The sequence below is a fragment of the Streptomyces mayonensis genome, from assembly GCF_018982965.1.
Lineage (GTDB): Bacteria > Actinomycetota > Actinomycetes > Streptomycetales > Streptomycetaceae > Streptomyces > Streptomyces mayonensis.
Map to the genome: position 1 here is coordinate 1 of NZ_JACBYP010000130.1, position 22,245 is coordinate 22,245.

At 74.0% G+C, this 22,245-nt stretch carries 19 protein-coding genes; 6 read left to right on the forward strand and 13 right to left on the reverse strand.

From position 1 onward, the window contains the following. Positions 1-413: 413 nt before the first annotated feature. Complete coding sequence (locus HZS56_RS32245) at positions 414-842, forward strand: ATP-binding protein (RefSeq protein ID WP_216724358.1); 429 nt, start codon at positions 414-416, stop codon at positions 840-842. Positions 843-847: 5 nt separating this feature from the next. Here HZS56_RS32245 and HZS56_RS32250 read toward each other — a convergent pair whose 3' ends face one another. Then, positions 848-1,213 carry an STAS domain-containing protein gene (locus HZS56_RS32250; protein ID WP_216724359.1) on the reverse strand — a complete coding sequence of 122 codons (366 nt, stop codon included), beginning with the start codon at positions 1,211-1,213 and terminating at the stop codon, positions 848-850. Positions 1,214-1,403: 190 nt separating this feature from the next. Between HZS56_RS32250 and HZS56_RS32255 the strand changes: the two genes are divergently transcribed. After that, the gene (locus HZS56_RS32255) at positions 1,404-1,682 is read left to right on the forward strand and encodes a hypothetical protein (protein ID WP_308408210.1); all 279 of its coding nucleotides are present in this window, start codon (positions 1,404-1,406) and stop codon (positions 1,680-1,682) included. Between the two features lie 218 nt (positions 1,683-1,900). On the opposite strand, the gene HZS56_RS32260 is transcribed toward HZS56_RS32255, so the two are convergent. Together HZS56_RS32260 and HZS56_RS32265 are read right to left on the reverse strand one after the other, a co-directional pair. Then, positions 1,901-3,484: a glycerol-3-phosphate dehydrogenase/oxidase gene (locus HZS56_RS32260; RefSeq protein ID WP_216724360.1), complete on the reverse strand. Its 1,584-nt coding sequence runs from the start codon at positions 3,482-3,484 to the stop codon at positions 1,901-1,903. Beyond that, on the reverse strand, positions 3,481-4,098 hold the full coding sequence (locus HZS56_RS32265; protein WP_216724361.1) for a TetR/AcrR family transcriptional regulator: 618 nt from the start codon (positions 4,096-4,098) through the stop codon (positions 3,481-3,483). The genes HZS56_RS32260 and HZS56_RS32265 overlap by 4 nt, the downstream gene beginning before the upstream one ends. A gap of 71 nt (positions 4,099-4,169) precedes the next feature. On the opposite strand from HZS56_RS32265, the gene HZS56_RS32270 reads away from it, so the two are divergent. Both HZS56_RS32270 and HZS56_RS32275 read left to right on the forward strand, forming a co-directional pair. After that, complete coding sequence (locus HZS56_RS32270; protein ID WP_216724362.1) at positions 4,170-5,768, forward strand: FAD-binding oxidoreductase; 1,599 nt, start codon at positions 4,170-4,172, stop codon at positions 5,766-5,768. A gap of 89 nt (positions 5,769-5,857) precedes the next feature. After that, complete coding sequence (locus HZS56_RS32275) at positions 5,858-6,739, forward strand: diacylglycerol kinase family protein (protein WP_216724363.1); 882 nt, start codon at positions 5,858-5,860, stop codon at positions 6,737-6,739. 119 nt (positions 6,740-6,858) lie between these two features. On the opposite strand, the gene catB is transcribed toward HZS56_RS32275, so the two are convergent. From catB to HZS56_RS32325, 10 genes are all read right to left on the reverse strand, one after another. Then, complete coding sequence (gene catB / locus HZS56_RS32280) at positions 6,859-9,138, reverse strand: catalase CatB (protein WP_216724364.1); 2,280 nt, start codon at positions 9,136-9,138, stop codon at positions 6,859-6,861. Positions 9,139-9,272: 134 nt separating this feature from the next. Continuing rightward, positions 9,273-9,506 carry a hypothetical protein gene (locus tag HZS56_RS32285; protein WP_216724365.1) on the reverse strand — a complete coding sequence of 78 codons (234 nt, stop codon included), beginning with the start codon at positions 9,504-9,506 and terminating at the stop codon, positions 9,273-9,275. Positions 9,507-9,734: 228 nt separating this feature from the next. Next, positions 9,735-11,630, reverse strand: coding sequence for a DUF2264 domain-containing protein (locus HZS56_RS32290; RefSeq protein WP_216724366.1), 1,896 nt, complete (start codon positions 11,628-11,630; stop codon positions 9,735-9,737). After that, positions 11,627-12,658, reverse strand: coding sequence for a hydroxyacid dehydrogenase (locus HZS56_RS32295; protein WP_216724367.1), 1,032 nt, complete (start codon positions 12,656-12,658; stop codon positions 11,627-11,629). The genes HZS56_RS32290 and HZS56_RS32295 overlap by 4 nt, the downstream gene beginning before the upstream one ends. Then, positions 12,655-13,518, reverse strand: a complete 864-nt coding sequence (locus tag HZS56_RS32300; protein WP_216724368.1) for a carbohydrate ABC transporter permease — start codon at positions 13,516-13,518, stop codon at positions 12,655-12,657. The genes HZS56_RS32295 and HZS56_RS32300 overlap by 4 nt, the downstream gene beginning before the upstream one ends. Then, the gene (locus HZS56_RS32305; protein ID WP_216724369.1) at positions 13,515-14,507 is read right to left on the reverse strand and encodes a carbohydrate ABC transporter permease; all 993 of its coding nucleotides are present in this window, start codon (positions 14,505-14,507) and stop codon (positions 13,515-13,517) included. The genes HZS56_RS32300 and HZS56_RS32305 overlap by 4 nt, the downstream gene beginning before the upstream one ends. A 26-nt stretch (positions 14,508-14,533) precedes the next feature. Continuing rightward, a complete protein-coding gene (locus tag HZS56_RS32310; RefSeq protein ID WP_216724370.1) occupies positions 14,534-15,865 on the reverse strand; it encodes an ABC transporter substrate-binding protein in 1,332 nt (443 codons plus the stop codon). Positions 15,866-15,991: 126 nt separating this feature from the next. Continuing rightward, positions 15,992-17,086: a substrate-binding domain-containing protein gene (locus tag HZS56_RS32315; RefSeq protein ID WP_216724371.1), complete on the reverse strand. Its 1,095-nt coding sequence runs from the start codon at positions 17,084-17,086 to the stop codon at positions 15,992-15,994. Between the two features lie 156 nt (positions 17,087-17,242). After that, positions 17,243-17,899: a class I SAM-dependent methyltransferase gene (locus HZS56_RS32320; protein WP_216724372.1), complete on the reverse strand. Its 657-nt coding sequence runs from the start codon at positions 17,897-17,899 to the stop codon at positions 17,243-17,245. 97 nt (positions 17,900-17,996) lie between these two features. Then, positions 17,997-18,797 carry an SDR family NAD(P)-dependent oxidoreductase gene (locus HZS56_RS32325; RefSeq protein ID WP_216724373.1) on the reverse strand — a complete coding sequence of 267 codons (801 nt, stop codon included), beginning with the start codon at positions 18,795-18,797 and terminating at the stop codon, positions 17,997-17,999. A gap of 212 nt (positions 18,798-19,009) precedes the next feature. Between HZS56_RS32325 and HZS56_RS32330 the strand changes: the two genes are divergently transcribed. Both HZS56_RS32330 and HZS56_RS32335 read left to right on the forward strand, forming a co-directional pair. Then, a complete protein-coding gene (locus tag HZS56_RS32330) occupies positions 19,010-21,157 on the forward strand; it encodes a DUF1996 domain-containing protein (protein WP_216724374.1) in 2,148 nt (715 codons plus the stop codon). A gap of 251 nt (positions 21,158-21,408) precedes the next feature. After that, positions 21,409-22,122: a lytic polysaccharide monooxygenase auxiliary activity family 9 protein gene (locus HZS56_RS32335; RefSeq protein WP_253915257.1), complete on the forward strand. Its 714-nt coding sequence runs from the start codon at positions 21,409-21,411 to the stop codon at positions 22,120-22,122. Positions 22,123-22,245 lie beyond the last annotated feature (123 nt).

Here is a 22,245-nt window from a genome sequence, read left to right on the forward strand (position 1 = left end):
CCCGCAGCCCCCTCGGCCCAGCGGTCCCCGCGGTCCCCTCCGCCCTGTGGTGCGGCACGTCGACCCTGGACGGCGGCAGCCTCCCGACGGCCCGGCCCGGCCCGGTCGGAACGGCCCGGTCGGAACGGGGCGCCGGCCGCCGGTGCCCCGTTCCGTCGGCTTGGGGTCGGCCGTCGCGGAGAACCGCAGCGGCGCCGCTCCCGCGCTCGGCACCCGCACCCCCCTCCCGGGCTCCGCCCGGAGCGCGTCGGGCCCCGCCCGCTTCCCGAGGGCCCGGCGCGGGTCACCCCGGTCCGGAAAACCGCGCGTCCGCCGGAAGTTGGGGTAAACGGGTCGGCGTGGCCGCGTCGGTGCGTAAGGTGAGTGGCCGGGGGCTGTGGGACCCGGGCCCCGACCGGACGGTGAGGCTCTGTATGACTCCGGCGCACGGACCCGATGCCGCGGGCGCCTCCGCCGTGTCCACGGCGGTGGAGTTCGGGGGCGGATCGGCGATGATCCCCGCCTCGCGGGACGTCGTGCACGGTTTCGTGGCACGGCTCGCCGCGTCGGGCCTGGAGCCGGCCGACTCCTTCCTGGACGCCGCCCGCCTGGTCACCAGCGAACTGGTGACGAACGCGCTGCGGCACGCACCCGGCCCCTGCCGGCTGCGGCTGACCCTGGTCGAGGACCGCGTGGAGATCGCCGTGTCGGACACGGGGGACGGCTTCCCCACCTTCCTGGCCCGCGACCCGCAGCGGATCGGGCGGCACGGTCTGGAGATCGTGACGCGCCTGTGCGACGAGGTCGTCACGAGGCCGCACGCCAAGGGGAAGACGGTGTACGCGCGCCTGCTGCTGAGGTGACGTGCTCAGGCGGACAGGGCCTGTTCGACGCTCGGATAGCAGGCGATCAGCGCGTCGACGCCCACGAGCCGCAGCACGCGCTCGACCGCGTCCCGCGGTGCGGCCAGCCGGAACCACACCCCGCGCGACTCGGCCGCCCGGTGCGCGGAGATCAGTACGTTGATGCCGCTGGAGTCCAGGAAGCCCACCTCGCGGAAGTCCACCACGGTGCCCGGCGCCGACTCCACCGAGGAGAGCAGGACGTCTCGGAGCTGACGGCTGCCGTCGAGATCCACCTCGCCGGCGAGGACGACGACGCAGACACCGCCGCCCGCGGTGGTTCGGGTGATCAGCAGCCGCTCGGGAACCGCCGCTCCCTCGATCTCCGCCACGCTGTCCTCGCTTCCCCGCACCTGCCCGGTCCCCGGTGTGGCTTGATGTTAAGGCCCTCCCGGGCCTCGGCGGACCACTTGTGCGCAGCCCGCGCGGACCAGTTGCGCGGACCGCGCCCCGGGGCCACCGGGCCGCTCGTGACGGGCTCGACGCGCGCGACGGCGCTGCGCTGACTACCGTCGAGGTGTGGTGGCACACACATTCGAGGAGCTCGTGCACAAGCGCCGCGCGGCGGACCTGGCACAGCACCGGGTCGAGGAACTGCGCGACTCGTACGGGCCTCCCACGCAGCACCGGTGGACCCCGCGGCAGTCGGACACCTACGAGACCGCCGTACGGGCCTGGCGCGACCTGGACCGGGACGCGCGGACCGCGATGACCGAGTACGTCAAGGAGGGAGGCCGGTCCCGCCACAAGATCGAGGCAAGTGTCCGCAAGGCGGTGCGGGACGGCGGCCGGGGCGCCTGAACCGCCCCGGTCCGCCGGCCGCCCACCGCTCCCTTTCCCGACCGCCGGCCCTGTGGGGCGGCTTTCCGGCCCCGCCGGGCCGGCTGCCTGTGCCGGGCGGTGTTTCCGCGCCGCCGTGGCGCTTCCCGCCCCGAGGGCCGTCTGCCGTCGAGAGGCGGTGATGCGGCGCGGGTCCGTCCGCGTCGCCGCAGCGCTGGCCGACGGTGCCGGGCCGCCGGTCAGCGCTGCCGGGCCGCTGCTTCGCCGACGAGGTCGCGGGCGGTTTGAAGGGCCGCCGCCCGGTCCTCGGGCACCAGGCCGATGCGGGTGCGCCGGTCGAGGAGGTCGGACTCGTCGAGTGCGCCCTCGTGACGCAGCGCCCAGAGCAGTTCGGCCCCGGTGACCGGGTGGTCCGGCAGCACTCGCTCGGCGAGCCGGGGGTCCCGCGCGGCGAGCGCCTGGACGTGCGGTGCCTCGGTCCCGTAGCGCCGTACGAGCCGGCCGGGCGCCCGCACCGCGGCCAGCGTGCCCGGTGCGGCGGCGCCGACCAGGGGCAGGGCGGCGGTGGGGGACGGTCCCGCGGACAGGCGGCGGGCGGCGACGGCGGCGTCCACCGCGTCCTCGGCCATGCGCCGGTACGTGGTGAGCTTGCCGCCGACCACGGTGATCACGCCCTCGGACGAGGTGAGCACGGCGTGCCGCCGGGAGACGTCCGCCGTGCGGGGCCCGGCGCCGGCCCGGTCCGGCGAACCGGTGTCGAGCAGCGGGCGCAGGCCCGCGAAGGCGCCCACCACGTCCTCGCGGTGCACGGACACGTCCAGCACCGAGCCGAGCACGTCGAGCAGGAAGCCGACGTCGGACTCGGGCACCTCCGGCACGTCCGGGATGCCCCCGTCCACCGGTTCGTCCGTGAGGCCGACGTAGACGCGCCCGTCGCCCTGCGGCAGGACCAGGACGAAGCGGTTGGTCTCCCCGGGAATCGGCACGTGCAGGCCCGCCGGCAGCGTGCCGAGGCGTTCGGCGCGCAGGACGAGGTGGGTGCCGCGGGAGGGGCGGACGCGGATGCCGTCCACGAGGTCGCCGGCCCACACCCCGGAGGCGTTGATCACGGCGCGGGCCCGGACCACGCCCTCCTCGCCGGTGGTCTCGTCGCGCACGCGGGCGCCGGAGGCCGTCAGCTCGAGCGCCCTGACCCGGGTCAGGATCCGGGCTCCGCGGGCCGCCGCGGTCCGGGCCAGCGCGGCCACCAGACGGGCGTCGTCGGTGAGCCGCCCGTCCCAGGAGAGCAGCCCGCCGCGCAGCCGCTCGGAACGCACCGCGGGGGCGAGGTGGCGGGTCTCGACGGCGGACAGGCGGCGCGGGGCGGGCAGTGTGGCCCGGGCGGTGCGCGCCGCCAGCCGCAGGGCGTCGCCGGCCCGGAAACCGGCCCACGCCAGTGCGGCCTGGCCCCGCGGGACCAGCGGTGTCAGGGGAAGTACGAAGGGCTGGGCGCACACCAGGTGCGGCGCCGTCCGCTCCATCAGCACCCCGCGCTCCACGGCGCTTTCGTGGGCCACGTCGAGCTGCGCGGAGGCAAGGTAGCGCAGCCCGCCGTGGATCAGTTTGGAACTCCAGCGGGAGGTGCCGAAGGCCAGGTCGTGGGCGTCCACGGCGACGACGCTCAGGCCGCGGGCGGCGGCGTCCAGGGCGGCGCCGGCGCCGGTCGCGCCGAGACCGACGACCAGGACGTCCACCACCGGCCCGCCGACGGTGGACGTCAGCTCGCGCGCCCGCCGCTCGGCGGACAGGGAGGCCCCGGCGGCGGGGCTGGGGGCGGTGCTCATGGGGCGAGGATCCTCTCCAGTACGGTGCGCAGCTCCGCGAGGAGGGCCGCGGAGGTCAGCTCGGGGTCCTCCTCGTCGGTCATGGTCCGCAGCGACAGGGCGTACGACTGGACGACCAGCAGCACGGACCGTGCCTGCCGTGCCACGTGGGTCCGGCGCACGGACCCGTCGGCGTGGCCCTCGCGCAGCGCGTCGGCCAGCAGGCCGAGGAGCGCCTCCTGGCTCGCGCCCCGCCGGTCGAGGACGTAGGGCAGGAGCAGCTCCGGATCGACGTCGACGATCTTGCGGAAGAGCGGGTGCGCGCGGAACGCCTCCACCCCGCCCACCATGCTCTCGACGATGCGCGGGAGGGTGCCGTCGCCCGGCCGGGGCTCCGGGACGGCGCCGGCCGCCACCGCGATCCACTCCCGGGTCATCAGGTCGCCGACCAGGGACCGCACGTCCGGCCAGCGCCGGTACAGGGTCATCCGGGAGACGCCTGCGCGGCGGGCGACGTCGGTCATCGTCGTGCGGCGGACGCCGACGGCCAGCACGCAGTCGCGCACGGCGTCGAGGACCGCGTCGTTGTCCGAGGAGGCCGGTCTGCTCGAGTGGTTGTGACGGTTGGGCGTCATGTGTAACAGTGTAACGCCCAGTGGGGCGGTGCGGACGGCACCCCTCGAAGCGACCGTGAGGACGACAGGCGATGGACATGCTGTGGAACGGCTGGGGCGACCCCGCCAGGGCGACGCCGCTGCCGGACACGGTGACCGGACTGCTCCGCGACATGCTCGGCGTCGAGCCGAGTGACCGGGACCCGCTGCCGCTGGAGGAGATCGACGTTCCCGACTCGCCGCTGCCCCTGGCGGCCCGCCGGGCCCTGGAGTCGGCGGTCGGCGGCCGTCCGGAGCACGTGCGCACGGACACCGAGAGCCGCATCCGGCACACCCGGGGCAAGTCCACTCCCGACCTCCTGCGGATGCGGAGCGGGGACACCGCCGACACGCCGGCCGCCGTCGTCCTGCCGGACGGCCACGACGAGGTCCTCGCCGTGCTGGAGGCCTGCGCCGAGCACGGGCTGACGGTCGTCCCCTTCGGCGGCGGCACCTCCGTCGTCGGCGGCCTCGCCCCCCGGCCGGGCGGCGCCTTCGTCGCCCTCGACCTGCGCCGCATGAACCGCCTGCTCGAACTCGACGAGGTCTCCCGCACCGCCCGTCTGCAGCCCGGCCTGCGCGCCCCCGAGGCCGAGGCCCTGCTCGCCGAGCACGGCCACACCCTCGGCCACTTCCCCCAGTCCTACGAGTGGGCCACCGTCGGAGGCTTCGCCGCGACCCGCTCCAGCGGCCAGGCCTCCGCCGGACACGGCCGCTTCGACGAGATGGTCCTCGGCCTCACCCTCGCCACCCCCGCGGGCACCCTCGTCACCGGCAGTGCCCCGCGCTCGGCGGCCGGACCCGACCTGCGCCAGCTCGTCCTCGGCTCCGAGGGCGCCTTCGGCGTCGTCACGTCGGTCACCGTGCGCGTGCGGCCCGCGCCGGCCGTCCGGCGCTACGAGGGCTGGCGCTTCGCCTCCTTCGACGCGGGCGCCGCCGCCCTGCGCCGGCTCGCGCAGGACGGCCCGCTCCCCACGGTGCTCCGGCTGTCCGACGAGACCGAGACCCTCGTCGGGCTCGCCCAGCCCGACGCCGTCGGAGCCGCACTGGACCAGCCGGACGCCGGCTGCCTGGCGGTCGTCGGCTTCGAGGGCACCGAGCAGGACACCGCGTACCGCCGCGAGGGCGCCGCCGCCGTGCTGCGCGCCGCCGGCGGCACCTTCGCGGGCGAGGAGCCGGGGGAGCGCTGGGCCCACGGCCGCTACGCGGCGCCGTACCTGCGCGACTCCCTGCTCGACGCGGGCGCGCTCGCCGAGACGCTGGAGACGGCGACGTACTGGTCCCGCGTCCCCGCCCTCTACTCGGCCGTCCGGGACGCGCTCACCGCCACCCTCACCGAGGCCGGCACCCCGCCGCTCGTCATGTGCCACATCTCGCACGTCTACGAGAACGGCGCCTCGCTGTACTTCACCGTCGTCTGTGCCCGGGGCGAGGACGCCGTGGCGCACTGGGCCCGCGCCAAGCACGCCGCGAGCGAGGCGATCCTCGCCGCGGGCGGCACCATCACCCACCACCACGGCGTCGGCACCGACCACCGCGACTGGTACGTCCGGGAGGCCGGACCCCTCGGGGTCCAGGCGCTGCGCGCGGTCAAACGGAGCCTGGACCCCGCCGGACTGCTCAACCCCGGCGTCCTGCTGCCCGCCGACTGACCCCGCGCGCCGGTCGACCGCGACCACTCATGCGCCGTGAACCCGTGAGACAACAGTCCGGCACCACCCGCCGGCCCGGAGGCACACCGATGCGACAGTTCACCGCCGTAGTCAACCCCACCGCGGGCGGCGCCACCTCCGCCGCCGCACTGCTCGCGGTGGCCCGGCTGCTGCGGGAGGCGGGGGCCGGGCTGGAGACCGAGTACAGCCACAGCCTCGCGCACGCCCGCGAACTGGCCCGGCGGGCGGGGGAGCGGGACCGGGTGGTGCTCGCCGTCGGCGGCGACGGCATGGCGGGCGGTATCGGCGGCGCCCTCAGCGGCACCGGAACCGTCCTCGGGCTGGTCCCGGCCGGGCGCGGCAACGACTTCGCGCGTGCCCTGAAGCTGCCCACCGAGCCGGCGGCGCTGGCCCGCGTGCTGCTGGAGGGCGATGCCCGGCCCGTCGACACCGTCGAGGTCACCTCGGCCGTCCACGACCGGACCGTCGTCCTCGGCAGCGTCTACGCCGGTGTCGACGCGCTCGCCAACCGGCACGCCAACACCACGCGCCTGCTGCGGGGCGCCGCCTCCTACTACGCGGGGGCGGTGCGGGCCGTCGCGGGCTGGCGCCCGACGCGCTACCGCGTCACGGTCGACGGCACGGAGCACGCCTTCACCGGCTACACGGCGGTGGCCGCCAACTCCGGCTACTACGGCTTCAACCGCCTCATCGCCCCCTCCGCCCGCGTGGACGACGGGCTGCTGGACGTGGTGATGGTCCACCACGCGTCGCGCCGGCTGTTCTTCGCGTTGATGAACGAACTCTCCACCGGCGCCCACGTCGCCCGGCCGCAGGTCCACGTCCTGCGCGGACGGGAGGTCCGTATCGAGGCGGACCGGGCGATACCCTACGGCGCCGACGGGGAGGTCGAGGCGGCCGTCCCCGTCACGGCGCGAGTGCTGCCGGGAGCGCTGCGCGTCCTGCACTGAACCGCCCGGCCCGGCCCGCCCGGCGCAGTCCGCCCGACTCGCCGGTCCCCGACCATCCCGGACCGGCACACGTGTGGGCCGGCCGCCGGTGCCGGCAGCCGGCCCACGGGCCGTACGGATCAGCCCCGGGGCGTGGTGAAGCGTTCCCACACCCGGTGCGAGCCCATCAGCTGCGTGACCTGCTCGAGGGCAGCGGTGCCGGACCCGGCGACGACCACACCCGCCGAGTCGACGGGCACGCCGGACGCCTCCAGCGCGCTCTCCCCGCCCGCCCACACGCCGATCGCCTTGCCGTGCCGGAACGCCTCCGACACCAGCAGACTCACCCGCGGGTCGACCGTCGCCTGCCCCGCGGGTGCCGGGCCCGCCTTGTAGTCCCGCGGCGTGTACGCGTCGCCGCCCATGTCGGGGGCGCCCGCCAGCAGTACGGCGTCGAACTCGACGGACCGCGCGGTGACGTAGCTGCGCTGCACGGTCAGCGCCGCGTCGCCGGAGCCGAGGGTGCCGCCGGTGGGCGCCACGACCAGCGGCACCATCCCGGCGTCCAGCACCGCCTCCCGCACCGCCGACACGCCCTCCAGGTCCGCCCCGCCGGTCACGATGCCGACGACCCTGCCGTCCAGCGGCCAGGTACCGCCCACCTGGGACAGCGCCGGGCTCGGCTGCACGTCGGCCAGCGGCACGGTCGGCTCGGGGGCGGGCAGGCCGAGGCCCTCGGCGACGCCCGCGCACAGCTCGGGGTCGATGTTGGCCAGGACCTGGAGCGTCCGCTCCCTGATCGCCTGCTCGTAGCACTTGCCCAGCTCGAACGTGTAGGCGCCGATGATGTGCTCGCGCTCCACCGGGCTCATGCTCAGCCAGAACCGCCGGGGCTGGCTGAAGTGGTCCGCGAACGACTCCGGCGCCTCACGGACCTTGCGCCCCTCCGGCACCCGCACCGGCGTCTCGACGAACGCGCTCATGTCCGCGCCGGCGGTGAACGGGCAGCCGCCGTCCAGGGAGTTGGGCCGGTACGGCGCCACACCCCGGTGCACGGCCGTCTGGTGCATGCCGTCCCGCAGCATGTCGTTGACCGGCGCCTGCGGCCGGTTGATCGGCAGCTGCGGGAAGTTGGGACCGCCGAGCCGCGTCAGCTGCGTGTCCAGGTACGAGAAGAGCCGCCCGGCCAGCAGCGGGTCGTCGGTGACGTCGATGCCGGGTACGAGGTGGCCGACGTGGAAGGCGATCTGCTCGGTCTCGGCGAAGTAGTTGGACGGGTTGCGGTTGAGGGTCAGCAGGCCGACCGGCTGCACCGGCGCCAGCTCCTCGGGCACGATGTTGGTGGGGTCCAGCAGGTCGATGCCCTCGAAGGTCTGCTCCGGGTTGTCGGGGAAGGTCTGGATGCCGAGCTCCCACTGCGGGTACGCGCCCGCCTCGATGGCGTCGGCCAGGTCCCGGCGGTGGAAGTCCGGGTCGACGCCGTTGACGATCTGCGCCTCGTCCCAGACCAGGGAGTGCACGCCGAGCTTCGGCTTCCAGTGGAACTTCACCAGCGTCGTCGCGCCCTCGGCGTTCACCAGCCGGAAGGTGTGGACGCCGAAGCCCTCCATCATCCGGAAGGAGCGCGGGATGCCGCGGTCGCCCATGAAGAAGATGGTGTGGTGCGTCGCCTCGGTGTGCAGCGACACGAAGTCCCAGAACGTGTCGTGCGCGCTCTGCGCCTGCGGGATCTCCCGGTCCGGGTGCGGCTTCGCGGCGTGCACCACGTCCGGGAACTTGATGGCGTCCTGGATGAAGAAGACCGGGATGTTGTTGCCGACCAGGTCGAAGACGCCCTCACTGGTGTAGAACTTCGTGGCGAAGCCGCGGGTGTCCCGTACCGTGTCCGACGAGCCGCGCGAGCCGACCACCGTCGAGAAGCGCGTGAACACCGGCGTCTCCACGTCCGCGGCCAGGAACCCGGCCTTGGTCACCGAGGCCGCCGTGCCGTAGCTCTGGAACACCCCGTGCGCGCCCGCGCCGCGGGCGTGCACCACCCGCTCCGGGATGCGCTCGTGGTCGAAGTGCATGACCTTCTCGCGCAGATGGTGGTCCTGCAGCAGCACCGGACCGCGCGGCCCGGCCTTCAGCGAGTGGTCGGTGTCGTACAGCCGTGTGCCCTGGGCGTCCGTCAGGTAGGCGCCGGACTGGGCCACCCGTGCCTGGTCGGCGCCCGTGGGCTGGCCGGTCGGCGACACGGTGTCAGGGCCGCTCTGGTCCGGCTTCGGCGGCAGCGGCTCGCGGGGCTCGGTGGGTTCGGCGACGGGAGGCGACTCGGGGGAGGGCCTGCCGGGGATCCCGTCCGGCGGGCCGCCGCCCTCGCCCTGCAGGCTCTCGGCGACCTTGTGGGCCGCTCGCTTGAGGGGGTTGGCCTCACTCATCGGCCATTCTCCGTTCTGGGCGGGCCGTTGCACACGCCCGGTCGTGTTCGGTGTACCGACTGCGGTGGTGGGCCGAGCCCGTGTACCCGGCGTGCGGAAGTCAAGGCATGGGAGCGGGTGACGGTTCGGCCGGCTCAGGCCCGGGTGACGGTCTGCCCGTCGTGGACGCCGCCCCGGCACACCTGCAGGAAGGAGTCCGGTTCCTCACCGTCCGCCGAGATCACGACCAGGCCGCCGCCGCGCAGGCACTCGTCGGCCGTGACCTCGCCCGGAAAGTACGGGACATCCGCCACGGCGTCCTGTGCCCGGACGGCGCACAGGACGGACACGGCCAGGGCCGCACCCACGCCCCAGGACGACTTGCGCATGACGGGACTCCTTCTCACCGGTGCCGTACCAGCGTCACCGCCCCGGGCGCGGCCCGCCACCGGAGACACGCGCACGGGGGAGAGCGGGGGAGAGCACGCGGGAGGGCGTGCGAGGGAGGGCGCATGGAGGAGGGGCGCATGGAGGAGGGCCCCGGCCGGGGTGGAATCGGCCGGGGCCCTCGAAGCACCCGTCGTGCGGTCGTACGGCGGACTCCCGCGCAGGGGGCGCTACTCCGCCGTGTGCGTCACCCGTACCGGATCGAACAACACCCGGGTGCGGCCGCCGCCGTTCGCCCACACCACGTCGGCACCGTCCGCGACGGCCACCGTCGCCGCGACCGCGTCGGCCGTTCCGACGCCGCCCGGCTCACCGGTCAGCGCCGCCAGACCCACGTGCAGGGAGGTGCCGCCCGCCGGGCCGGACAGGCGGGGCAGCTCGGCCCACGGCACGTACGCGGTGCCCTGCGGCGCACGCACATTCTCCGGTTCGGGCTCCCACCCGTACAGGCCGTGCAGCGCCGAGGCCAGCGGCTCCTCGGGACCGGTGGCCCACCCGGTGAGCGTGACGCGCGCCCCGGGCGGCGCCCCGACCACCCGGTGCACCCGCAGCTCGTACGGACCCCGGGCCACCGTCACGCTCTCCACCCGCAGCCCCGGCACCATCGGTGCCCCGGTGGCGAAGACGGGCCGGTGCCAGGACGCCGCCCAGCCCCAGCCCTCGCCCTGCCCGGCGCCCAGCGGGTGGACGCGGCGCCGCACACTGGGCCGGCCGTTCACCTCGACCGACAGGTGGTTGTCCGCCACGTTCTCCGCCGACGTCGGACCCGTCCGGGTCGAGTAGGCCTGCCGGCCGTAGTGCGGGTCGTCCTCGGCCGCCGACTCGCCCTCGTGCGGCCGGACGTGGTCGCTGCCGTGGTTGTGCAGCCGTACGATCCCGTCGCCGCGGGTCGCCTGCACCAGCAGTCCCGGCGCGGCCAGCGCCAGCACCCGGTCCGCCTCCTCCACCGGTGCGGGCTCCTCCGTCGCCGTCCACAACGCGTCGTTCGCCGGGGCGAGGAGCGACACGAACGCCTTCGACGCCCAGTACGGGGACGCCGGGCCCGAGTACCGCTGCAGCGTCGCCCCGTGCGGCCCGTACCAGCCCGGGCTCAGCAGCCCCTCGTCCGTCAGCGCCCCGCGGTCCACGAAGTACCGCAGGCTGCCGCTCACCAGACGGCGCGAGGCCCCCGGCGCCAGCGGGGTGTGCCCGGTCAGCGCGCCCAGGCCCACGGCCGCCGACGCGGCGAAGCGGTAGGTGAGCGAACGGCCGAAGTGCAGCGGCGCCCCGTCGGAGCCGAACATCAGGGCGAACCCGTCCAGATGGGCCCGCAGCCGGTCCCCGTACCGGGCCAGGGCGCCGGAGTCGCGGCCGAGGTGCGCGTCGAGCACCGGGTACAGATGCAGCGCCCAGCCGTTGTAGTGGTCGAAGGCGCGTCCGTCGCCGTCGGCGTACCAGCCCTCGCCCCGGTACCAGCCCTCCAGCAGCTCCAGCGCGCGCTCCCGGGCCGCGGCCGTCTCCGCGTCGCCTCGGCCGACCGACTCCAGGAACCCGGCCACGGTGTACGGGAACAGGTACCAGTTGTTCGGCGCCGGCACGTGTCGCAGCGCACCGCGCAGCCACTCCTCCACCCGGTCCTGCACCCCGGCGTCGAGGTTCTTCCACAGCCACGGCGCGGTCAGCCGCAGCCCCAGTGCGACCGACGCCGACTCCACCATCGGCTGGCCCTGCACGTCGTGGTCGAGGATCAGCGGCCAGGACTCGGTGTCGTCGCGGCCCGGGGTGCGGGTGCCCGAGGCGAGGCCCTGTGCGTAGCGGTCCAGCCAGCCGTGCGGGTCCGCGCCGTCCGCGCCCGCGACGCGGAAGCCCGCCGCGAGGAACGTCCGCGCGAAGCCCTCCAGGCCGTCGGAGCGCACGCCCGAGCGCGAGGGCCGTCCCGGCAGGTCGAGCAGGGCACGGCCGGGAGTGCTCCAGCGCCACGCGGACCACAGCAGCCCGTCCGCGACGGCCTCCCAGTGGGCCCGGGTGTAACCGGTGTACGGGCTCGACGCACGGTCCTCGGTGGGCAGTTCGAACGGGATGCTCATGCCAGGAACGCCAGCCTTTCGCGTCGTACGGGATGGAGGAAGCCGGAACCGGAGGCCCAGCGGGTCGTCTCGGCGAGCGCGAGGTCGGCCAGCCGGCGCCACTCGTTGCCCTCGGAACCGGCGAGGTGCGGGGTGATCAGTGCGTGCTCGCAGTCCCACAGCGGGTGGTCCGGCGCCGGCACCTCGGGGTCCGTGACGTCCAGCACCGCCCGGACACGGCCCGCCAGCACGGCGTCGGTCAGCGCGTCCTGGTCGACGACCGCCCCGCGGGAGGTGTTGATCAGCACCGCGTCGTCCCGCATCGACTCGATCAGTTCACGGCCGACCAGATGCCGGGTCGCCGGCAGCAGCGGGGTGTGCACGCTGACGGTGTCGCAGCGCGCGAACAGCTCCGGCAGCGCCACGTTCTCCACGCCCAGCTCGGCGGCCTCGGCGTCGCTGAGGTACGGGTCGTGCAGCAGGACCTCGACGTCGTGCGGCCGCAGCAGCTCCACGACCCGGCGGCCGATCAGTGAGGCCGACAGGATGCCGACCGTGCGCCGGTAGTTGCCGACGCCGCGCGAGGTGCGCAGCCAGTCGCCGCGCACCCGGGCGGCCCGGTAGTCGCGCGCCCGTTCCAGGACGCGCTTCCCGCTCAGCAGGATCATGGCCAGGGTGTACTCGGCCACCGGCAGCGCGTTGGCCGCGGCGGCCGAGGAGACCTCGACGCCCCGCTCCCAGCACGCGTCGGTGACGTGCCCGCGGACGCTTCCCGCCGTGTGCACCACCGCCCGCAGCCGCGGCGCGGCCCGCAGCACCTCCGCGGTGAGCGGCGGACACCCCCACCCGGTGATCAGCAGGTCGACGTCGGCCAGCACGGACGCTGCCCGCGGGGTGGACAGGTCGTCGAGGACCGGGAAGGGCGCGAGGTCGCAGACCCGGCGGAAGGCGGCGAGGGACTCGGGGTCGAGGACGGCCGAGGCGGCGTCCGGGGACATGGCCACGGCGGCACGGGGCCGGTGGCCGTTTCCGGGGGCGTGCACGGTCACTTGACGGCTCCGGCGGTCAGGCCGCTGCGCCAGAAACGCTGGAGCAGCACGAAGGCGAGGATGAGCGGCAGTACGGCGAGCAGCGAACCCATGATCACCACGGGGTAGTACTCGGGCGACACGGACGCCGAACTGTTCCACTGGTACAGGCCGAGACTGACGGGATACAGGTCCTGGTCGGACAGCATCACCATGGGCAGGAAGAAGTTGTTCCAGATGGCCGTCAACTGGAAGAGGAAGACGGTGATCAGCCCGGGGCCGAGCATTCTGAACGCCACCCGGGCGTACGTCGTCAGCTCCCCGGCCCCGTCCACGCGCGCGGCCTCCAGCACCTCGTCGGGCACGTAGCCCCGCGCGAAGATCCGGCCGAGGTAGACGCCGAACGGGTTGAACAGCACCGGGATGAACACCGCCCAGAAGGTGTTGACCAGGCCGGCCTCGGACGCCATCAGGTACAGCGGCAGCGCGAGCACCGTCTGCGGCACCATCACCGCCGCGAGCACCAGGCCGAACAGCTTCTCCTTGTGCCGGAAGCGGTACTTGTCGAAGGCGTACCCGCAGGCCACGCTCACCAGCGCGCCGACGGCCGCCCCGAGGACGGCGTACAGCAGGCTGTTGACGTACCAGCGGCCGTACAGTCCGCCGTCCATGGCGAACAGGTCCCCGATGTTCTGCAGGAAGGAGAAGTCGCTCAGGGAGAGCAGGTCGCTGCTGAACAGCGCGTCCCGGTTCTTGGCCGAGGCCAGCACCAGCCACAGCACCGGCAGCAGCGTGTACAGGACGGAGACGGCGACGACCACGTTGACGGTCGCCCGGCCCAGCAGCCTCGGGCGGAGCAGGGAGCTGTCTGCGGCGCTCATCGGACCTCCTCGGAGTCGGCGCGGCCGGTGAAGCGGGTGACGCCGTAGGACAGGGCGATGGTGCACACCAGCAGGACCACCGAGGCGGCCGCCGCGAGGCCGTAGTTGTTGCGGGTGAACGCCGCGTCGTAGATGTACATGCTGGGCGAGAAGCGCGAGCTGATCATCGGGGAGGACTGGCTGAGCAGCATCGGCTCGGTGAAGAGCTGGAGCGCCCAGATCAGGGTGAAGATCGAGACCATCACGATGGAGGCCCGCACCAGCGGCGTCTTGACCTGCAGCGCCGTGCGCACCGGCCCGGCGCCGTCGACGACGGACGCCTCGATCACCTCGCGCGGCACGGCCTGGAGGGCGGCGTAGAAGACCACCATGTTGTAGCCGAGGTTGCTCCACAGGGCGATGTTCACGATGGACGGGACGACGGTGTGCACGCCCAGGAAGTCGACCGTGATGTCGCCCTTGGCGAACAGCTCGATCACCGGGCTGATGCCGGGCGTGTACAGGTACAGCCAGATCAGCGCGGCGATGATGCCGGGCACCGCGTGCGGCAGGAACAGGCCGAGCTGGGCGAGGGCCCGCAGCCGCACCACGCCCGAGTCCAGGAGCAGGGCCAGCGCGAGCGCGCCGAGCACCATCAGCGGGAGGTAGATCAGGCAGTACAGGGCGACGGTGCCGAGTCCGCCGAGGAAGGTGGGGTCGGTGAGCACGGCCGCGTAGGAGCGCAGCCCGACGAAGACCTGACGCTCGGGCCCGAAGCCGAGACCGGGCTGGTCGTCGCTGAAGAAGCTGAGGTAGACGGCGGTGCCGACGGGGATCAGGAAGACGGTGACCAGCAGTGCGAAGAACGGCGTCATGAGGACGCCCGCAGCGGTCAGTTGACGGCGCCTGGCCGCTCTGCGGGCGCGCAGGCCCGAGGCGGAGGGCGCCGGTGAGGCGGCGCGGGGCGTGCCGGCCGGCACCCGGGTGTGGGTGGTCGTGGTCGTGTTCATGGAGGGTTCACCTGCCTTTCGCCGGCTCAGGTGCTGTGCTGGGTGGTGGACAGGCCGAGGGCCCTGAGGTCGGGCATGGTCCCCTCCTGCGCGGCCCGCAGCGACTCGACGAGGCTGCCCTGGCCGCCGCCGACGCGGGCGAAGGAGTCCTGCATGACCTTCTGCGTCGCGCTCATCCGCGGTCCCCACAGCCACTGTTCGCCGATCTTCTGGGCCTCCCGGTCGAACAGGGCGTAGATGTCCTGGCCGCCGTAGTACGACCGGTCGAAGGCCTCGCTGCCCACGGGGACCAGGCCGGGCGCGGCCGGGTACTGGCTGCTGGCGCCGCTCGAGAGCCGGGCACGCAGCGCGTCCGGGTGGGAGACCTGCCACTCGATGAACTCCATGGCGGCCTCGGGGTGTTCACTGTCCTCGGTGACCGCGAAGGTCGAACCGCCGTGCGTGCCGACGGAGGGGCTGCCGGTGTCCCACTGCGGCAGCGGCGCGATCCGCCACTGGCCCTTCTGCCCGGGCCGCGCGTTCATCTGCGCCCCCGCGTCCCAGGCGCCGCTGAGCCGGGTGAGGACGAGTCCGTTGCCGATCTGCGCGTCCGCCTGCCTGCTCTCCACGGCGTTCATGAAGACGTCGTCCCGGTCGATGAGCCGCTGCCAGTAGTCCGCGACCCGCCGGGACGGCGCGTCGGCGAGGGAGACGTTCCAGGCGCCCTTCGACGTGTCGAACCACTGGGCGCCCGCCTGCCAGGCGTAGCACGCGAACTGCGTCATCCCGTCGGTGGGGAAGAGCACCAGCCGCCGGTCGGGTGCCTCGCGGTGCACGCGCGCGGCCTGCTCGGCGAACTCGTCCCAGGTGCGGGCGGGGCGCAGACCGTAGTGGCCGAAGAGGTCGGCGCGGTAGTGCATCACCATGGGCTCGACGTCCAACGGCACGGCGAACACCCGGCGTTCGAAGGTGGTCAGGCCGAGCGCCTGCGGCAGCAGCCTGCGGCGCAGTCCGTCACTCACCAGGTCGGTGAGATCGCGGGCGACGCCGTCGATGGCGAACCCCGGGACCTGCGGATACTCCAGGGTGGCGATGTCGGGCGCGTTGCCGGCCCGGGCGGCGTTGCTGAGCTTGGCGTAGCCGCCCTGACCGCCCGAGGGAATCTGCTGGAAGTCCACCTGGACGGTGCGGTGCGTGCGGTTGAACGCGTCGACCACCTCCTGGCTGCCGCGCAGGGCGGACCAGAAGGTGACGCGCGTGGTGGTTCCGGTGCGGGCCGACGATGCCCCGTCTCCTCCGCTGCAGGCGCTCACGGCTCCTGTCAGAGGTACGGCGGCCATCGCGGCGAGCACGGAACGACGGCTGTGTCGTCCGGGCATGGCGCCTCCCGCGGCTCCTGCGGGACCGCGACTGCGCGGACCCGACTGTTCGGGACACGGGAATCCTGAACCGCCCACCTCAAACGGTCAATAGATCGATCAGAAGAAAATTAAACGCTCAAACGCTCACGCGGCCGGGTGAGCGGTCGACCCCCGCACCATCAGCCGCGGCAGCAGCTCCACGCGCCGCCCCGGACGGGCGCCGGGCGCCTCGGACAGCCGCCGCAGCAGCAGTTCCGCCGCCGCCCGTCCGACCTCGGCCTTCGGCGGTGCGACGGCCGTCAGGGGCGGCGAACCGAGACCGGCCACCACGTCGTCGTAGGCCACGACCGAGCAGTCCTGCGGCACCCGTACCGACTCCTCCGCCAGCCGCTGCACGACCACCAGCGCGTCCACGTCGCCGTGCAGCACCACCGCGGTGGCGCCCACCTTGCGCATCAGCGCGGGCAGCTCGGCCGTCTCGTCCGCCGCGTACGGTCCGTCGGCCCCGGCCTCCGGCGCGACCAGCGTCCACGCCCACTGGTCCACCAGCGGATGCGCCCCGGCGATCTCCGTGAACGCGGCACGCAGGGAACGCGCGGTGGGACTGTCGTGCCGGGTGGCGAAGACGAGGCGCCGGTGCCCGAGGCCCACCAGGTGTTCCACGGCCAGGTACGCGCCGTACCAGTGGTCCGAGCACACCGAGTCCAGGGCGTGCAGCGCGCTCCCGCGCCACGGACGGCGCTCCATCAGCACCGTCGGCACCCCGGTCGCGGCCAGCCACTCGTGGTCGGCCTCCTCCTCGGCCCGGCCGCGCCAGCGCGGCGCGATCAGCAGCCCGTGCGCCCCGTCGGCCAGCGCCCGCTCGACCAGCGGGCGCTCGGTACCCGCCGCCTGCGGCGCGAGGTGCAGGGCGATACGCAGCCCGGCCTCCTCCAGGACGGTGCGGGCGCCGTGCAGAGCCTCGTTCAGATACGAGTGCCGTACGGGCACCACCACGGCCACCCGGTCGCCGCCAGGCGCGGCGTCGCCCTCGGCGGGCGCCTCCTGGACCGGCAGCGTCGAGCGCACGACGCCGTGCCCGCGCCGCAGTCTGCCCTCGCGCGTCAGTTCCTCCACGTCGCGGCGCACGGTGACCACCGAGACCTGCAACTCCTCGGCGAGGTCGCGCACCCGGGCGCTGCCGCGCGACTGGACCGCCGCCAGAATCCGCTGGCGCCTGAGATCGACCGGCTCCCGCATCAGGTCTCCCCACCCGTGAATGTTCGTTTGAGCGATTCTTCGTCATCATAGCGATCGCTCATGAACCGTGAACGTCCCGGGCGCGGGGCCGCCTCCCGGGCGCGGTGCCGCCCGGCCACGGGGACGGCGGACGCATCGGGCAGGAGGGAGGGGCAGTCAGACGCCCGGCGCGGCGGCGGCCCGGCGCCGGCAGTGCAGGAAGAGGTGCGGCTCGGGCCGGGCGTCCGGGTGGGCCGGAGTGAACATCGACGCCTCCTGCTCCAGCACCTCCAGACCGGCCTCCTCGGCCAGGGCGACGAAGCGCCGTGCCGGGAAGCTGGTGACGCGCACGGGCCGGCCCATGAAGACGGCGTCGACGCCCTCGACGTCCAGCGGCACGGTGGCCAGCACCAGGAAGCCGCCCGGCCGCAGCGACCGAACGAGGCGCCCGACCAGCTCCGTCTGCTCCCGCCGGTCCAGCTGGAGCAGCGAGAAGTACACGCACACCGCGTCGAACGAGCCGTCGTCGAGCGGCACGTCACGGATGTCGGCGCAGCGGAAGACGGCCTCCGGCACCTGCCGGGTCGCCAGCTCCACCATGACCGGCGAGACGTCCACGCCCAGCACCTCGTGACCGGCCCCGGCGAGGGTCTCGGCGGTGGGCCGGCCCGTGCCGCTGCCCACGTCCAGCACCCGGCTGCCCGGTGCCAGCCGGCCGAGCAGCCACTCCAGCGAACGCCGGTGCGTCCCGGACCCGGCGAACGCCTTCTCGTACTCGGCGCCCAGGGCGTCGAACGCGGCGGCGGCCTGCGGCCGTTGCTGCTCATCGGTCACGTGGCGGTCCCTCCGGTGCGGTGAGGCGGTGCCGTCGGCATCGTTCCACCGGGGGCGAGCCGTGGACAAGGACCCCGGTGGGCGATGCCCGCCGCGGCTACTGGCCGTCGTCGTCCCGGGCCGTCCCCGGCTCCGCCGTCCGGCGGTGCACGGCCGCCTTGACGCGGTCCGGCAGCACCTTGCCCGCGACCCCCTGCGCCTTGGTCTTCGCCGAACCGGTGACCAGCTTGCCGCGCCCCTTCATGACGGCGTCGTACGCCTGCCTGGCGACCTGCGCCGGGTCGTCCTTCGGCATGGTGCCGACCTTGGTGTCGTCCATGCCCGCCCGCCTGAAGAAGTCGGTCTCCGTGGGGCCCGGCATGAAGGACGTGACCGTGACACCGGTGTCCTCGACCTCCTCCTGCAACGCCTGGGCGAAGGACTGCACGAAGGACTTCGACGCGTTGTAGACCGACTGGAAGGACCCGGGCATCGTGGCGGCGACCGACGACGTGAACATCAGGCGTCCCACCCCGCGGTCGACCATGTCCCGCAGCAGGGGCTTGGTGAGCCGCACCGTCGACGTGACGTTGAGGTCGATGACCGACTGGTCGTCGTCGGGGTCGGTGTCGACGAAGGCACCTCCCTGTCCCACTCCCGCGTTGAGGGCCGCGACGTCCACGGCGAGCCCGGTGAGCGCGGCGACCAGGTGGTCCACCCCCTCCGGGGAGCGGAGGTCCGCCCGTACCGCCCGCACCTCGACGCCGGACTCCCGCAGCCGGCGGGCGGCGTGCTCCAGCCGTTCGTCCTCGGCGTTGACCACGAGGTCGTAGCCGTGTTCGCCGAACAACGCGGCGAGCTCGTACCCGATCCCGCTGGAGGCCCCGGTGACCAGGGCGAGCGGTCGGCTGCTGTCCATGGCTCCTCCTACGGCGCGTGGTCGCCCGCGACGGCCTCCCGGGTTCCCCGGATCCGGGAGGCGAACAGTGGGAACCGGGCGCCGAACAGTGAGACGGGCCGAGAGGGCCGAACGGTGAGACGGGCCGCGAAGGGGGAGTGAGGGATTCCTGAGAATTCGCGACCGGGCTGAACGCTCCGGCCCGCCGCTGCGTATGGAGCCGGGGGCATTCCATGTCCGAGTCCGTCACGACACAGGAGCACGTCTTGGGACACAACAGGCGCAGACGCCCGACCGGGGCGCGACGCGCGACCTTCGGAGCGGTCGCGCTGATACTGGGGGGCAGCGGCCTGGTGGCCGTCAACGTCTTCGCCTCCGCGACCGAGTCCGGCAACACGGCCGTTCCCCTGGGCAGTTCCGGTGTCGCGGCGACCGTCGACTGCCCCGACCTGACCGAGCGGCTGACGGCCGTGCCGGAGCAGGCGCGGCCGGAGGTCGACACCGAACTGGCCCAGCTGGACCAGCAGATCGCCACCGCCTACCGCCAACTCCAGGAAGCGGCCCGCACCGCGGACGACGGCAGCCTCGACGAGGGCGCCGTCCTCGGTCCGCTGGAGAAGGACCGGGCGGCCACGATCGAGCGGATCGTCGCCGCCGTCGAGAAGGCGGGCGACCCGCCGGAGGGCCTCGACACCCTCGCGCAGTGCACCCTGCGCCGCACCGAGATCACCGCGGACCGGGCCGGGAGCGGCAGCCCCGACCCGCAGGAACAGCAGCAGAACGGCGACGGAGAGGGCAACGGCAACGGCGACGGCAACGACGAGGGTGAGGAAGCCGGCGGCGGGGAGGGGGCCGGAGACGGCGCGGGCGGCGGGGACGGGCAGCAGCCGCCCGGCAACGGCGGGCAGGCGGGCAACGGCCCCGTGGCGGCGGACTTCGCCGACATCAAGTCCGTCCAGCCGAACGTGCGCAAGGCCGCCCGGCAGCAGGGCGCCTCGAACGGCTCCTTCGCCACCAGTTGCGGAGTCAACGCCGACGGCCTGTTCAACTCGGACAACCTGATCGCCGCCCCCGGCGTCGGCAACGGCGCCCACCACTTCCACGACTACGTCGGCAACCAGGCCAACGACGCCTTCGCCAGCGACGAGGACCTGGCCGCCGGGGACACGAGCTGCGCCGACCAGCGCGACAAGTCCTCGTACTACTGGCCCGTCGTCCGCCTCCAGAACGGCACCGTCGAACAGGACGCCCAGTCGCCCGGCGGCGGGGTCGAGGGCAACGCGGGCGAGATCGTCACCCCGGCCGAGGTCACCCTCACCTTCGAGGGCAACGAACGCGCCAAGGTCACCGCGATGCCGCGCCTGCTGCGCATCATCACCGGTGACGCGAAGGCCTTCGTCAACGGCAACGCCAACGCGAACGCCTCCTGGAGCTGCACCGGCTTCGAGGACCGCCAGCTCAAGGACAAGTACCCGCTCTGCCCGTCCGGCAGCGACGTGGTGCGCACCTTCACCTTCCAGAGCTGCTGGGACGGCCGCAACATCGACAGCGCCAACCACCGCACCCACATGGCCTTCGCCGCCGCCGACGGCGCCTGCCCGGACGGGTTCAAGGCCGTACCGCGCCTGGTGCAGCGCGTGGTGTACGACGTGGCGGCGCCCAGTCTGAAGGACGGCGGCAAGTCCGTGCCGCTGTTCGCCGTGGACTCGTTCCCCGAGCAGTTGCACAAGCCCGTCACGGACCACAGCGACTTCATCAACGTCTTCGACGAGGACCTGATGCGGGAGATGGTCGACTGCATCAACTCCGGTCGCGAATGCGGCCCGGACACGCCCCCCGGGGCCGAGCCGGGCCAGGGCGAGGACCCCGCCGCGACCGAGGCGCCCGACGACGGCAAGGGCCAGGACGACGGCAAGGACGAGGACGGCGGCAAGGACGGGGACGGCGGCAAGGACGAGGAGCAGCCGGACGGAAACGACTCCGGAGGCGACGCGGCCGACGACGCCGGGACGGGCGCCGGAAAGGACGCCGGAAAGGGCGACGCAACGGCCCCCGCGCAGAACGGCGCACAGAACGGCGGGGAGCAGCCCGCGTCCCCGGCCGAGGGGCAGGGCACCGGGGACTCCCCGGCTGCCGAACCCAGGGCCGCCACGACGCCGGCCGACGACCCGGACGAGGTGGGCAGCGCCGTGGCCGCTCCCGCCCCGACCGGAGACAGCGGCAAGGGCGGTGACGGCGGCGGATCGGCCCCCGGGCAGCAGGCACAGGGGGGACTCGCCGAGACCGGCTCCGGACTCGGCCTCTGGCCCGCCGCGATCGGCGGCGTCCTCTTCGCCGGAGGCTGCGTGCTGCTGGTCCGCTCCAGGCGGCGTTCCGTATGACACCGGCATGACGACGGGCGGACGGGAGACCTGTCCCGTCCGCCCGTCGCACCTGTCGCGCCCGCCACGTCAGAACGCGCCACCCTCTCAGAACCCGCCACCGTCGTACGGGAAGTGGCTCAATCGGAATGTTGCCAATCCGCGAACCCGGGCGCAGCCTGGTCTCCGAACGGGTTGGGAGCGCTCCCACGCTGCGCTCCCAACCCTCGAAGTCCGCGACCCCACCCTCCCCCCACCCGGAAGAAGGCATCATGGGATGTCATGAGCACGGCAAGAGAGCCAAGCGCCCCAGTCGTCAGGGACGCACCACCAGGAGCCCCCGTCGCACCACAGGAAACCTGGTCCTCGGGGCCCTGACCGCGATCCTGCTCGCACTGGTCCCGTGGAGCGGCACCGCATTCGCCCACGGTTCCGTCGTGGACCCCGCGTCCCGCAACTACGGCTGCTGGGACCGCTGGGGAGACGACTTCCAGAACCCGGCGATGGCCGACGAGGACCCCATGTGCTGGCAGGCGTGGCAGGACGAACCCAGCGCCATGTGGAACTGGAACGGCCTCTACCGCAACGGCTCCGCGGGTGACTTCCAGGCCGTCGTGCCCGACGGGCAGCTCTGCAGCGGTGGCCGGACCGAGAGCGGGCGTTACAACTCCCTGGACACCGTGGGCGCGTGGCAGACCACCGACGTCGCCGACGACTTCACCGTCAAGCTGTACGACCAGGCCAGCCATGGCGCCGATTACTTCCTGGTCTACGTCACCCGCCAGGGCTTCGACCCGGCCACCCAGGCCCTGACCTGGGGCGACCTCCAGGAGGTCGCACGTACGGGAAGCTACGGGCCCAGCCAGGAGTACGAGATCCCGGTGAGCACCTCGGGTCTGAGCGGCCGGCACGTGGTCTATACGATCTGGCAGGCCTCGCACATGGACCAGACGTACTTCCTGTGCAGCGACGTCGACTTCGGCTGACCCGCGCCACCCCCGTCCCCCCACCCCCCGGCGGCCCGCGCCCCGGCCGCGGGGGGGCGCGCCGCCCCCGCCGCGCGCGGCGGGCGGGGGGGGGCGGGGGGGGGGGGGGGGGGGGGGGCGCCG